Origin of the sequence: Parasegetibacter sp. NRK P23, from assembly GCF_023721715.1 — a bacterium.
GTDB lineage: Bacteria > Bacteroidota > Bacteroidia > Chitinophagales > Chitinophagaceae > Parasegetibacter.
The window spans coordinates 1,618,718-1,633,200 of the sequence record NZ_JAMDLG010000001.1 but is presented as its reverse complement, the minus strand read 5'-3'; the positions used below and the strand labels follow the sequence as shown (position 1 = coordinate 1,633,200).

General features: G+C 49.8%; 8 protein-coding genes. 5 read left to right on the top strand and 3 right to left on the bottom strand.

From position 1 onward, the window contains the following. The first annotated feature begins 4 nt into the window (after positions 1-4). Genes M4J38_RS06560 through M4J38_RS06550 form a run of 3 tightly spaced genes read left to right on the top strand, consistent with a single transcriptional unit; the run spans position 5 to position 6,688 of the window. A complete protein-coding gene (locus M4J38_RS06560) occupies positions 5-1,510 on the top strand; it encodes a glycosyltransferase (RefSeq protein ID WP_251758742.1) in 1,506 nt (501 codons plus the stop codon). 27 nt (positions 1,511-1,537) lie between these two features. After that, entirely contained in the window at positions 1,538-4,411 is a 2,874-nt protein-coding gene (locus tag M4J38_RS06555) for a YaiO family outer membrane beta-barrel protein (RefSeq protein WP_251758741.1), read from the top strand. 6 nt (positions 4,412-4,417) lie between these two features. Further along, positions 4,418-6,688, top strand: a complete 2,271-nt coding sequence (locus M4J38_RS06550) for a DUF4838 domain-containing protein (RefSeq protein ID WP_251758740.1) — start codon at positions 4,418-4,420, stop codon at positions 6,686-6,688. A gap of 13 nt (positions 6,689-6,701) precedes the next feature. Here the strand turns inward: M4J38_RS06550 and M4J38_RS06545 are convergent, their stop codons facing one another. Together M4J38_RS06545 and M4J38_RS06540 are read right to left on the bottom strand one after the other, a co-directional pair. Further along, on the bottom strand, positions 6,702-7,811 hold the full coding sequence (locus M4J38_RS06545; protein WP_251758739.1) for a lactonase family protein: 1,110 nt from the start codon (positions 7,809-7,811) through the stop codon (positions 6,702-6,704). Between the two features lie 101 nt (positions 7,812-7,912). Next, positions 7,913-10,033 (bottom strand): type IA DNA topoisomerase, encoded by a 2,121-nt coding sequence (locus M4J38_RS06540; RefSeq protein WP_251758738.1) that lies wholly within the window; start codon positions 10,031-10,033, stop codon positions 7,913-7,915. Positions 10,034-10,347: 314 nt separating this feature from the next. On the opposite strand from M4J38_RS06540, the gene M4J38_RS06535 reads away from it, so the two are divergent. Together M4J38_RS06535 and M4J38_RS06530 are read left to right on the top strand one after the other, a co-directional pair. Further along, the gene (locus M4J38_RS06535) at positions 10,348-11,352 is read left to right on the top strand and encodes a hypothetical protein (protein WP_251758737.1); all 1,005 of its coding nucleotides are present in this window, start codon (positions 10,348-10,350) and stop codon (positions 11,350-11,352) included. Positions 11,353-11,519: 167 nt separating this feature from the next. Continuing rightward, entirely contained in the window at positions 11,520-11,987 is a 468-nt protein-coding gene (locus M4J38_RS06530; protein WP_251758736.1) for a lipocalin family protein, read from the top strand. 70 nt (positions 11,988-12,057) lie between these two features. On the opposite strand, the gene M4J38_RS06525 is transcribed toward M4J38_RS06530, so the two are convergent. Beyond that, the gene (locus tag M4J38_RS06525; RefSeq protein ID WP_251758735.1) at positions 12,058-14,421 is read right to left on the bottom strand and encodes a gliding motility-associated C-terminal domain-containing protein; all 2,364 of its coding nucleotides are present in this window, start codon (positions 14,419-14,421) and stop codon (positions 12,058-12,060) included. Between the last annotated feature and the right edge of the window lie 62 nt (positions 14,422-14,483).

The window sequence follows — 14,483 nt, the reverse complement described above, 5'->3', positions numbered from 1 at the left end:
CAAGGTGATAGAACTGATCAGAAATTTTTATGAAGGATTTGTATTCACGTACGGCATCACGATGTTGCTGCTGTACGGGTTGCTGGCGTACATTTCCTTCCGTGGCATCCGTAAGTTCCAGCGCCGGAACCGGAACGTGGATTACGATCAGATCATACAGTCGCCGTTAACGCCGGGTATCTCCATTATCGCACCCGCCTTTAACGAGGCGGTGACCATAATTTACAACGTGCGTTCCCTCCTCACCCTCAACTATCCCAAATTTGAAGTAATCATCATCAACGACGGCAGTACCGATGATACCTTGCAGAAACTGATTGATGAATACGAACTGGTGGAAGTGGATTTCGCTTACAACGAGCGCATCGTTTCCAAACCCGTTAAACGCATCTTCAAATCGACCAATACTGCCTACGATAAACTGATGGTGATTGATAAGGTGAACGGAAAAAGTAAGGCCGATGCCTCCAATGCGGGCATTAACGCCGCTTCGTATGATTATTTCCTTTGTACCGACGTGGACTGTATCATTGAAAAAGATACGCTGACGCGAATGATCAAGCCGTTCATGGACGAGGAAGCCAAGAAGATCAAGGAAGTGGGAGAACCCTGTCCCGAATGCGGTTACGTGCATGTGGAAGAAGACAGTACCCGCGTGATCGCCACCGGAGCAACCCTCCGCCTTACCAACTCCTGCGAGATTGATGAAGGGGTGATGCTGCGTGTGCGCCCGCCGAAAAGCCTGATCCCCCGCTTCCAGGAAATGGAATACATCCGCGCCTACGTGCTTGGAAAAATGGGTTGGAGTGAAATCAACTGTGTCCCCAACGTTTCCGGCGGACTTGGGCTTTTCGACAAAGAGATCGCCATTAAAGCAGGTGGTTACGACGGTAAATCCTTCGCCGAAGACATGGACATCGTCACCCGCATGTGCGCCTACATGCTGGACAATAACATGAAATACGCCGTGCGGTACATCCCCACCACCCAGTGCTGGACCGAAGGACCGCCCAACCTCAAGATATTCAGCCGGCAGCGGACCCGCTGGGGCCGCGGACTCGCAGAGATCGTGACCATGCACAAAAAGATCATCTTCAATCCCCGTTACAAACAATTGGGCATGGTGGTATTGCCGTACAGCCTGCTGTTCGAGTTCCTCGCCCCCATCATTGAATTCACCGGGATACTGTTTTACCTCTACCTCATCATCACCAACCAGATCCATTGGGCGAACGCTTTGGTATTGCTGAGTTTCGTTTATTTCTATTCCGTGATGATCACCACGTTCGCCATATTGTGGGACCACATCACCTACCGCTACTATAAAACCTGGAAAGAAGTGATCGGACTGGCTTTGATGGCCTTCCTCGAACCCATCATCTACCACCCGCTCATCGTGTTCTATGCACTCAGGGGATATTATTATTTCATGATCGGAAAGAAACATTCCTGGGGAAACATGCAGCGGCAGGGTTTCGGACAAAAGAAGAAAACAGTCGCCACCACCTGATCCACAATTCAATTCTAAAAAATATTCATGCTACGCGGTCTCAGAAATATATGTCTTTTGCTCCTGCTGCTCGGCGGCGGTAATACCTATGCGCAGATCTTCAAACCCAAAGACAAGGCTGAAGACCTGTACAACGAGGCTTTGCGCGAACAACAGAAAAAGAACTATGCCCGTGCGGCTGAACTGGGCAAACAGGCCTTCTCCCACCGTTCCAACGATGCGGATATCGCTTTTCTTACGGCCCGCATGTACCTGCTTTCCGGCAATGGCCTTGAGGGCAGGAAATACATCAAAGCAACACTGGAAGCGGCTCCTAAATACCGTGAAGCCTATTTTACCGCCATCAACCTGGAAATGCAGGCCAAACAATATTATGAGGCGCTTTGCTTCGCGGAAGACGGGCTCAACCAGTTCCCCACCGACCGCGAACTGATCGTTAAAAAACTGACCATCCTCCAATTGATGGACCGCATGAGCGCCGCGGGAAACTACATCGGGGAAATGGTGGAAAAACTCCCGTACGATACCGCGTTAAAACGGTACTACATCGACCACTACCTCTACGCCGGTAATTATTACAAGAAAAAAGACATCCCTTCTCTCGCGGCTGAAAGTTACCGGAAAGTACTGACCACTTACCCCGGGAACGAAGAAGCGCGCGAAGCTTTGCTGGCGCTCAACATCAGTACCGGCGGTTATTATTATGCCCTTGATCAACTCAATGCTGAGCTGCAAAAGAACCAACGTTCTTATGATCTGCTGATGAAGAAGCTGGGTATCCTCCAGGAAATGCATAACTACGCCGAAGCCATTCATACCGTAAACACCATCCTCAAATACTATCCGAACGATGCGAAGGCACGCAAACTGAACACGGAACTGCGTATGGAAGCGGGTGGCTATTATGCCAACACCGATCCTTATATGCTGTATGAATCGGTAATAGAAAAGAACCCGGGTAACCGTGAGGCGCTGAACAAACTCATCGGACTAAGTATGAGCCGCGGTGCCTATCGTGAGGCGCTGAACTGGATCAACAGAGGATTGCGCTCAAGCCCTAACGACAGGAAACTGCTCTCCCAAAAACTGGACGTGCTCGAATTCGACCGGAAATTCACCGAAGCGGCACTGCTGGCCGAAAAAATATACAGGCAGCAACCCACCACTTCCAACAGGGACCGCATGACCGACCTGAAAATCGCCAGCGGCAGGGAATTCCTCGTGCAGGAACAATATGACCTGGCCATGAACGAATTTGAAGCCGTACTGAAAGTAGATCCGGGAAACATTCAGGCGCTGAACAACATCATCAACCGCTACACCCTTCAACGAAAGTACCCCGCAGCTATCGCCACAATCGACAAAGCGATGGCGCGCTACCCGGATAACGAAGATTTCATTCTGAAAAAAGCAGGCATTCTCGCCGAAGCGGGCAGGTATGAAGAAGCGGCCATCATCACGATGTACCTGCATGAAAAACATCCCGGCAATGCCGTTTATACCGCCAACCTCGCGGAGTTCCGGCTGGCCGCGGGCAGGGCGTTACAACAGAATGAAGAATACGACCTGGCACGGATCCAGTTCATGGAAGCGCTTGCCGCCGACTCCGCCAACCTGGAAGCCCTCAACTACCTGATTAACCTGGAAGCCGCAGCCGGTCAATACGACAACGCACTCAAATATGTGGCACAGGCATTCCGGAACGATAAAAAAGGAGGCGCCAGCAGGGATATGATGATGAAACAGGCTTCCATCCTTCAGCAAAAAGGCGATTACGCCGAAGCCGCCCGCATCACCCGGCTCCTGATGAACGGCTATCCCTACACGAAAAAATTCAAGGACGCACATATTGAAAGCCTGATGGCCGCCGGTGTGGATTTCTCCAGGAAAAATCAACCCGACAGCGCCATTCAACGATTCGACGCCATACTAAAACTCGATCCCAAAGATTCCCTGGCGCTGCATTACGCCACCAACATCATGGCGGGTAAAAAAGCCTACGACAGCGCATTAGTGTACATCGACCAGTCTCTGAAATACTATCCCGACAACGAACAAATGCTGCGGAAAAAAGTAGAGATGCTGGAAAGCAAATCGATGTACGCCGAAGCCGCGCTTTACGCGGATACACTGCTCCGTAAATATCCCGGCTCCGCCAACCGTGATTACGCCCATTTCCTGAAGAGCAAAACACTCAGGAACCAGTTCGGCCTGTTCTACCTGAACTCTACCTACGATTATACCGACAGTAAATACAATATCGCCACCGTGGAATACCGCCGTTTCTTCAACCGGGGCTCCTTCGCGGGACGCATCAACTACGCCGGAAGGCAGCAGGGAACGGGCGTACAGGGAGAAGCTGAAATGTATTATACCCACTCAAAGCGTTTTTACTCCTACGCGTTTGCCGCCGTGGCCAACAAGATCGCCTTCCCCAAATTGCGGGCCGGCTACTCTCTTTTCGCCACGCTGCCCAAAGAAACCGAAGCCGAACTGGGCATACGCTACCTTAATGCCGACAGCTCCACCAGCATTTCAGGCGTAACCTCGCTTGCCAAACAATTCGGCGATTTCTGGGTAAACGGCAGAGCCTACTTCATCAGCGAGGAATCAGATTTCTACACGTCTCTGAACCTGACTACCCGATATTATATGAACAACAGGCAGGACTACCTGGCCCTGATCGCCGGACTAGGCACCTCTCCCGACGACCGCAGCCGTCTCATCAATTTCCCCAAACTATCGGGGCTGCTTACCCGAAGCGTAGGCGCAGGTTACCAGCGTACTTTCCAATACCGCAACACCCTGGGCATATACGGCACCTGGATCAACCAGAAAATCACCGATACGGACTTCCAGAACCAGTATGATATTTACATCACCTTCCAGCGTAAATTCTAAGACAAGATGCCGGTAAAGTTTGTTGCGCTTTTTAACCTGTTCACATTCCTGCTCCTTGCAGGAAATGTGCATTGCCAGGCCACCAAAGGCAATATTACACTGGTTGAAAACAGGATATCTGTTTTCAACATCATTCTCCCCGATGAACCTTCGAGGGCGGAGCAAAAAGCAGCGGGCATTTTCCAGGATTATGTGCGCAGGATATCCGGCGCCATTCTCCCCATTATAGCGGAATCATCTTTCCGGGAAAACGGCGCTGCCGTTTTTATCGGCAAAACCGCACATACCTTGCAATGGAACCGTCAGCCTGTTAAGGGAGAAGGTTTTGATATCCGGACCGCCGGGAACCACCTGTACATTACCGGTGGAACAGGGCAAGGCGTAGTGTACGGTGTTTACACTTTCCTCGACCGCTACCTCGGTTGCCGCAAATACGCCGCGGGGCAAGCATACACGCCGCAAAAGTCAAGCATTTCCTTCCCTTCTATTTCGATCAGGGAATCACCGTCTTTCGTTTTCCGTCAGGTATTTTATCCCGAGTCGAACGATCCGGAATACCTTAGCTGGCATAAACTCCATCAATTTGAGGACCTATGGGGGCTCTGGGGTCATTCGTTTTTCAAGATCATTCCGCCGGGCACCTACTTTAAAACACATCCTGAATACTTTGCGGAAGTCAACGGCAAAAGACAGCCCAGCCAACTCTGCCTCAGCAACACCGACGTGCTGGAGCTCACCACATCGTACATGCGTAAAGCCATCGCCGCCAATCCGGATGCGATGTACTGGTCCATCGGACAGGAAGATGGCGGCGTTTTCTGCACCTGCTCCTCCTGCCGGAAAACATTTGAGGCCGAAGGCAGCCATGCAGGAAGCCTGGTGCGGTTCATGAATAAAATCGCGGCCCGTTTCCCGGAACAATCTTTCACCACACTGGCTTATGGCCCCACTTCCAAAGCGCCTTTAAAGACCGCTCCGGCCAGTAATGTATTGACCATTCTGAGCAATATCGATGCTTACCGGGAAGAGCCGCTCGAAAAAGCGCCTTCCGCAGCAGCCTTCAGAAAGGACCTCGACAGCTGGAAAAAACTTTCCGCCAACCTGTTCATCTGGGATTACACCACCCAGTTTACAAACTACCCCGCCCCCTTCCCTGCATATACACACGGGCAGGAGAATGCCGTGTATTACCATGACAACAAAGTCAGGGGCGCCTTTATCCAGGGCTCCGGCGATGGGTTTGGCGACATGAGCGAATGGAACAGCTACCTGTATGCTTCATTGCTCTGGAATCCCCGCCTTAACAAAGATTCCCTTTTCAAAGATTTCACCGCAGGTTATTACGGCAAAGCCGCTGAACAAGTGCAGGCGTATATTGCGGCACTCGCCCGGCAGGTCGCGGAAACCAAAGCACGGCTAGACATCTATGGCAGCCCCATCGCTTCTTCCAAAGATTATCTCTCTCCTGAAAGCGTGCAGCGGCTATCCGACTTACTTTCCCAGGCCGAAAAGCAAGCCGGGGGCGATACCGCGGTTCAACGCAGGTTAATCAAACTCCGGTTGCCACTGGCATACACCATACTGGAACAAGCTAAATTCTACGGTGTGGAGCCCTTCGGTTTCCTGGAAACAGCGAATGGCCAAACCACTATCCGTAAAGACTGGCCCTCAAAGGTGAACACCTTCGTTCAGCAAGCTAAACAGGCAGGTGTTACCGAAATGGCCGAAGGCGGCAAAAACCCGGAAGAGTACCTCAAAGCCTGGGAGCAGCTTTTCGACAGAACCACCCGTTTGCTCTCCCACAACAAAGCCTTCGGTAAGCCTGTTGTGCTCACCCATCCTTTTACACCAGAATATACCCTCAAAAAAGAACGCACGTTAACCGATGCGCTTCCCGGTATGGAAGACTTCAGTTACAACTGGCTCTTTACTTATGGCAATGATATGATCGCCACGATAGACCTGGAAAAAGAGACGGTCATATCTTCGATACAAATGAATTTTCTTTCAGATGCGAGGCATTACATCTTCCTTCCCAATGCTATTGTGGTGGAAACATCTTCCAATGGCAAAGACTTTACCCAGATCGGAAAGGAAACTATTCCTGCTCCCGAAGAAAATTACGAAATCGCCATCACGCCCTTCTTTTTTCAAAGTAATACCAATGCACGATATGTCAGGGTGAAAGCCACTGCTCCTGCAGCCATCCCAGCCTGGCGCATGGCTGCATCCACACGTAAGCCGGCCTTGTGCATTGACGAGGTTTATGTGAAGTAAATAAACACTAAAACTATTCTGCTTTCACCGGTGCGAATACAAGACAAGTTGGCGCGCCCACCTCAATTTTTTTACCTGTATCCGTAAGCTTACCTGTTTTAATGTCTCTTTTGAAAACAGTAACCTGATCGCTATCCTGGTTGGCGCTTAACAGGAACTTCCCGGTTGGATCAATTTCAAAGAAGCGGGGCGTTTTCCCACCCGAGTTCACCCTTTCCACGAAATCGAGTGCACCATTCTTTTCGCTGATCCGGAATACCACGATCTCATTCAGCTCAATCCGGTTAGACGCGTAAAGGAAACGTCCATCCGGTGAAATTTTCACTTCAGCCGCACCGAATTTCCCTGAAAACCCATCCGGCAGAATCGACACTTCAAACAGCGGCGTCAACTTCTTATTCTCATAGCTGAAGGCGTTGATCTTTCCGTTCAATTCATTCAATACATACATCCATTGTTGGTTGGGATGAAACACCAGGTGCCGCGGGCCCGCGCCGGGCGTTATTTTTGTGATTACCTTATTCGTTTCATCCAATGGCTTTTTGCCGGAAGCGTGGTATGGATAAGCCACCACCTGGTCGATGCCCAGATCACAAACCAATAACATTTTTGCGTCAGGCGCAAAATCGGTGGCGTGAACATGGGGCGCTTCCTGCCTGCTTGCGTCAGGACCTTTCCCTGTATGCTGAATCACCTGCTGCGAATCTGAAAGCGAGCCATTTGCTTCAATGGCATGAACTGATAGATTTCCTCCGCTGTAATTTCCGGACACCATGAATTTTCCATCGGGCGACACGCTCACATAGCAGGAGTTCGCCCCTTTCGTGGCAACGGTATTCAAGAAGCGCAATTGGCCGGTACCTGGCTCAATCTCATAACCGGACGCGGCGCCACCTTCCGTTTCATGAATCGCGTACAAATATTTTTTATCAGGGGACAAGGCGAGGAAAGAAGGATTCTTTATGCCGCCAGTTACGGCCTTTTCAGAAAAATCACCTGTCGTTGAATTAAATGCATATGTATAGATGCCTTCGCTCTTACCTTTCGTGTAAGTGCCGATAAACAGGTTCCATTGCTCCCCATTCTTTGCTTGTGCCTGAACACTGTTTGCTGTGCCTGCCATAATGATCGTTATTAGTAAAAAAATGAACTGCTTCATGCAACGCCGGATTTTAGTCCTTAAAGTTGCGCAATTTTCCAGTTAAAAAATCATTCCGGGAAAGACTAGCTTTCGAGTACAATTTCAAAGGCGGCGTTCAGGATCAGCTTTCCATCAGTATCCTGGGCATTTTCAGCTGTTTTCAACCCCTTAATCCGGGTGGTTTTCCCCTTTGTTACCAGGTCAGAAACCTGCTTATCGGTCAGTGTTTTCCCCATAATGGAGAACGGTATTTTAAACCCGCATACACTAAAATTGGAACAGCCAAAGGCGGTGTTGCCCTTTTTCAATGGGTGAGCTTTGCATTTGGGGCAGGTTAATGGCTCGGGCGCTACTTCCTTTTTCGGTTCGCGGGGCTTCTTTTCTTTGGTGGTTTTGGGCGCAGGTTCTGCATTGCCTTCTGCAATAGCAATCACTTTGCCCGCGCTCATTTTTACTTCCCGGGTGAGGTCCACCACCATTTGTATGAGTTCCTGCTTAAAGGTATCCATGGCGTATTCCCCTTTCTCGATCAACCGGAGTTTACGTTCCCAGGTACCCGTTAGTTCCGCGCTTTTCAGCAGTTCCGACTGAATGGTATCGATCAGGTCCATACCTGTTTGTGTGGCGAAAATGTTTTTCTTTTTCTTCTCAATATACCGGCGTTTGAACAGGGTTTCAATGATATTGGCACGTGTGGAAGGCCTTCCGATTCCATTATCTTTCAGGAGTTCCCGCATCTCTTCGTCATCCACCTGTTTACCGGCTGTTTCCATGGCCCGCAGTAAAGTGGCTTCCGTGTATGGTTTCGGCGGCGTGGTTTTACCCTGGTGGATCCGCGGCTCGTGCGGTCCCTTTTCTCCTGCTACGAATACGGGCAATATCTTTTCTTCGGCTTCCCCTTCTTTTTTTTCCTGCTTATCGTTTGCGTAGAGTTCCTTCCATCCCGGCTCCAGTATTTGTTTGCCCGTGGCTTTGAACGCGACCTGTCCCACTTTTCCCATCACCGTGGTATTAGAGATCTTACATTCCGGATAGAAAGCGGCGATGAACCTGCGGGCAATTAGATCGTACACCCTTTTTTCTTCCTGGGAAAGGTTTTCAGGATATTTCCCGGTGGGGATAATGGCGTGGTGATCGGTCACTTTTTTATCGTCGAACACCGTTTTCAGCTTCGGAATCGGGTTTGCCAGCAAAGGTGCCGTGAGCGCAGCATAAGGCGTCATATCCTGCAAGATGCCTGGTATTTTAGGATGAAGGTCTTCTGAAAGATATGTGGTATCCACACGCGGATAGGTGACGATCTTCTTTTCGTACAGGTTCTGCACGTGTTTCAGCGTATCATCGGCTGTATAGGCATATTTCTTATTCGCCTCCACCTGAAGGGAGGTAAGGTCGAACAAACGCGGATTACCTTCCTTTCCTTCTTTCCGTTCGAATGAAGTGATCTCGAAAGGATGCTCTTTCAGGTAAGCGAGTCCTTTGTTCGCCTTTTCCTTATCCCGGAGCCGGTCGATGGTGGCGGTAAATTCAGTTTCACGGTAGATGGTTTTCAGTTCCCAGTATTCTTCTGAAATGAAAGCGTTGATCTCTTTCTGTCGCTGCACGATCATGGCGAGGGTTGGCGTTTGTACCCTACCGATAGACAACACCACTTTGGGCTGCGCAAATTTTTTGGTAAACAGGCGGGTGGCATTCATGCCCAACAACCAGTCTCCGATAGCACGCGCGCTGCCTGCCGCGTACAGGTTGTTGTACTGATCACTCTCTTTCAGTTTCTGAAAACCTTCCCGGATGGCATCTTCGGTAAGCGACGATATCCAGAGCCGTTTTACGGGAGCGGTGCACTTCGCTTTCAGCAATACCCAACGTTGAATGAGTTCTCCTTCCTGGCCCGCATCCCCGCAGTTAATCACTTCCTCACAGTTCTGAACGAGCGATTCTATGATCCCGAATTGTTTTTGCACACCGGGATTATCGATCAGTTTGATCCCGAATTGCTGCGGGATCATGGGCAGGTCGTCGAGGCGCCAGAATTTCCATTGTTCGAAATAATCATGCGGTTCCTTGAGGGTACAGAAATGCCCGAAGGTCCAGGTAACCTGGAAACCATTTCCTTCGTAGTATCCGTCTTTACGCTGACCGGCGCCTATAACTTCCGCTATATCCCTGGCCACGCTTGGCTTTTCCGCGATGCACACCTTCATGATCCTGGTAGAAATTGTTGCAAAGGTCGTGCAAATCCGGGGGAATAAAAAAGCCCCACTGAAAACAGCGGGGCGTAGCCGATTCATGAAAAAAGAACGGGCACTCATACTAAACCTTACCCTTAGCAGCATTTTACCATCTTACAATATGGTATTGAAAATAGCGCGATACCACTACAATGAAGTGTGGGAAACGATGAAAATCGGGAATGTATCGGCAAAGCGTAAAAGAATCAACTCACATTCTTTTAACATGTTTATGCGGTTGCCAGCCCTATTGCTCTCCGCTACTTTTGTACCAGCCAGAAAAAACAATGAAAACAATACTTTTCGCATTCGCTTTATTATGGATGAAGCAATGGAGCAACCATACAGTGCTGTTACCCCAGCTTTACGCCATGCGGGCAGCACATGTTCGCGGCAGCGCCGTGATGGGACATACGAAGGAAGGACGTCCATTGCAACTCCACTATTTCCCGGGGAAATCGGATAAAAACATATTGCTCGTGGGTGGTGTGCATGGATCAGAATTATCTTCCATAGCATTGGCAGAACTGCTGCGCGAACAAATCTCTACAGAATTTTCTTCCGAATATAATATCTGGATCATCCCCTGCCTGTTCCCCGACAATGCAGTGAAGGCGATCGCTTCGGGCTGCAAGATCGGCAACCACGAGAACATTGGCCGCTATAGCGGTAAAACATGCGCCGATCCAAACCGGCAGATGCCGCCGCCGGGAAAAGCATTTGAAACGGAAACGCCGCACGATCATGCTGGTCGCCTGATTGAACCCGAAAACCAACTTCTTTTAAAAGTGATCCAGGAACTAGCCCCGGAAAGGATCATTTCCCTTCATGCCATCCGGGATACGAAGCACGCAGGTATATTCGCCGACCCGCGCACCACCTGTACAGGCATGGCTTACGGTTATGTCCCCGACAGCACACTTGCCATTGAAACTGCCCGGCATATTCTCCGGATGGATGGCGATGCCTGGGGCAATCATCCGCTGCAACGTCCCACCACATTGTATGTAAACGATCCGCCCATCGCCGCACCCGGTTGCTTTCAGCCCCGAAAGTTCCATGGGAGTAAATTGCCCGGCAATATCGGTTATGGTGTTTCCCTAGGCACCTGGGCCACTACGGATGTTTGTGGTGAAAAGGAAGAAAAATCGAGAAAAGCGGCCATGCTGTTTACGATCGAGTTTCCGGGCAGCAAAAGGCCGGAAGATTATCATACAGGGGAAGAAAAGTCGTGGTGCAGGAAAAATTTGTACGCTTATGCGTCGGCCATCAGGCATGTTTTGTTGCAATAACAGGCGTTCTTTTCTGAAAAATCGGTTCTTGAATGATACAATTGTCCGTTTTCTTCAAAAAAACTTCAGTCACCACACAATAAATTCTAAGTAGGCGCAGGCTTGCATCTTAACTTTTTAAGTGCAATCTTCATGGATCATTTAATTCATATCCTAAAAAAACGAAGATGACCAAAGCCTACCTTACCGCAGCAGTATTCGCACTGCTATCCCTTTCTTCCTGTAAAAAAGACGGAGACGATGATAAACCCGCCAGCGAACAGATCGTTGGCAGATGGATACTGACCTCCCAGGTGTACACCCCCGCCATTTATGATTTCGATGATGATGGCGACCTGGATACGGAAGCCATCAGTAACATGGACCCCTGCGATGCCGACGACCTCTTTGTGTTCAAAGCCGGAGGAACAGGAGAACTGGATGAAGGCGCCAGCAAATGTGATCCGGGTGACGACCAGGTTTATGGCACGTTCAATTGGGAAATAAGTTCCGACAATACGATCACGATCGACTACAACGGCGATGTGGAATCCGGCAGGATAGAATCCATCAGTTCTTCAAGAATGGTGATTACCCATGAATATACTTTCAATGGTGTAAGTTTAAAAATCGTAGATACTTATCAGAAGAAATAACTCTTTTTTTTAGTGCAAACATTAAAACAATAAGGCTTTCCATCCGGAGGGCCTTATTGCATTAACCTGATTATCGGGATAATACAAAAGTTCCTTTCTTCGTCACCACGTTCCCGTTGTAATCTACCGCCTGCAACATATAAACAAATACTGCCGCTGATTGTGGTGTGCCGTTCAGTCTTCCATCCCACCCTGTTCCCACCTGGTTGGTCTGGAATACAAGTTGGCCCCAACGGTTATAAATCCTGAAATAATTCAATTGTTTTATTCCCGCCGGAATGGGCATGATCACATCGTTATGGCCATCGCCATTCGGGGTGAACGCGTTGGGCATGAAGATATCGGCGGGTGTTTTAAATACGCGTACATAAATGGAATCAGTGCCCACACAACCTTCGGGAGTGGAAGCGGACACCACATAATATATACCGGGTGCATTGCTTGCGGTTAATACAGCTATAGGATCTGCAATACCAGGATCAGTTAATCCCGTGATGGGAGTCCACCTGAAATTAGTGGCTTCAGCCACATCCGATACGGCATTCAGTTGAAGCGGCTGCCCTACAACGACAGCCGTATCGTTGCCCGCGAATACTTTAACGGGCGGTATCACCGCGATGTGAAAGGTATCTGAATAAGCATTGGGGCACCCTTCATTGTAAACAGACAACACGATTGCTGAGGAAACCAGTGGTGTGGCGCGAGTAGTTAAGCTATAGGGCAATGAAGTTATACTACCGTTGCCGGGGGAAGCCAAAACAGAAGGATTGTTCCAGGTATAACTGGTGCCGTTTGTGATGGTGGCCGAAAGTTGCACCGATGTACCATAACAGATGGAAGAAAATTCAGGGGTAATAGATGCCGCGGGATAAGTAGGCGCGAAATACTTTAGTTCAGCGACGGAGCTGATATCCTCCGGACAAACACCATTCTGCACCACGGCCCTGTAATAGATAGTTTGATGGATGGTTCCGGGTAAAAAGTTGGGTTGCTGGTAAACCGGGGTCATCCCGTTCCAGTTCAATCCATCGGAAGAGGTTTGCCAGTTCAGCACTGCACCTGAATTGCCACTTAGCACAAGTTCTATGTGTGGGCTTTCCCCTTCGCAGATATTGGTGGAGCCTGGAGAAAGCGTTCCGCCTTCACTCAATGCATCTACGGTAATTACAGCTTTAATACTGGAATCTATGCTGCACGCTGTGCCGTTTTGCACCAGCGCTTTAAAATGGGTGGTGGAAGTAAGGTTGTTCGCCTGGTAGTTCAATGTAGTTATTCCGGTCGACGACCAGTTCAATCCATCGGTAGACACCAGCCAGTCGAGCACATCACCTCTTTCTCCGGAAAGTAATAGTTCGGTACTGTTCGATCCTGTGCAAACCCGGTTGTCATCGTTCACCGCTCCTGCGATGGTAGGCAAAGTAGTGGTTACCGCCAGTGTATCTTTCAGATCGGTACAACTGTTTACCTGCCGCACAATAATTTCGCCGCCGTTGGTGCCTGGCGTAACCTGGATAATATTTGAATTGGCCCCTGAATTGATCGTCCACCCGGATGGTACGGTCCAGGTGTAGGTTGCGCCGGCCAATGCCGGGATAGAATAAGTATTGTGGCTATTGGTACACGCTTCGCTGTTGCCGCTGATTTCCAATCCCGCGCAGGTATTGCGAATGGCCACGTACGCATAGGCGAAATGCGCGCCGGGATCGCAGTTCCTGGTTTCAAAAGTAATTTTCACCTGTTGGCCGCGGTAAGGCGAAAGATCGAAGGTGACCTCTGTCCAGCTTTTTGTCCACACATCCTGTAACCAGGTTCCGTTGCCGTTGTTTTGCCCGGCGTACGAAAGGAATAATTCCGGGCTGTTGGTGAACCCATCCAGCAATGCCGCGGCGCTGTCCAATGTAGCGCCTGTGGAAGCACCTCCGCCCTGCCCGCCGCCACCGGCATTGTTGAAAGTGGGCAGGTAATATTCAGGCGAGGCGCAGGACACCAAACCGGAAGCCGTTTCCAGCATGGCGCGAAAAAGCGGTTGTTCGTTGGAGTTATGCGTGCCATTCTCCAGCACCAGGGCGTAAGCGTATGTCATGGTATAAGGAATGGAAACCGGACCGGCAGGCACATTGATGGTATAGGTAATAGAGCGCGTGAATCCACCTGGATTTCTTGAGGCGGAATTCAGGTCGTGTGAAGTGGCCGTAGAACCCAGTTTGATGGCATATCCATACGCGTATCCGTTTATAGTAGGGATGGTGGGAAAACTACCGAACCTGTCCGTTGAAGCGGTCGTGATCACTTCAATACCTGGAATAGAAATATTGTATTCGGGTATGGAAGTAAGTCCGGCATTTGTTCCGGTGTAAGAAACGGTGGCCCCGTCCACCAACCCGGTTATGGCCGACCAGTTGGAAAGATCCCGCGCGGAGAAATTGATGTTCACCGGGCAGGTTTGTAACTGTCCGTGCGCGTGGAAAACCAGGGCGCATATAAAAAACAGCGCCC

Coding starts and splice junctions, on each gene's coding strand:
- M4J38_RS06555 (WP_251758741.1), top strand. CDS start 1,538: ATGCTACGCGGTCTCAGAAATATATGTCTTTTGCTCCTGCTGCTCGGC.
- M4J38_RS06540 (WP_251758738.1), bottom strand. CDS start 10,033: ATGAAGGTGTGCATCGCGGAAAAGCCAAGCGTGGCCAGGGATATAGCG.
- M4J38_RS06535 (WP_251758737.1), top strand. CDS start 10,348: ATGAAAACAATACTTTTCGCATTCGCTTTATTATGGATGAAGCAATGG.
- M4J38_RS06550 (WP_251758740.1), top strand. CDS start 4,418: ATGCCGGTAAAGTTTGTTGCGCTTTTTAACCTGTTCACATTCCTGCTC.
- M4J38_RS06545 (WP_251758739.1), bottom strand. CDS start 7,811: ATGGCAGGCACAGCAAACAGTGTTCAGGCACAAGCAAAGAATGGGGAG.
- M4J38_RS06530 (WP_251758736.1), top strand. CDS start 11,520: ATGACCAAAGCCTACCTTACCGCAGCAGTATTCGCACTGCTATCCCTT.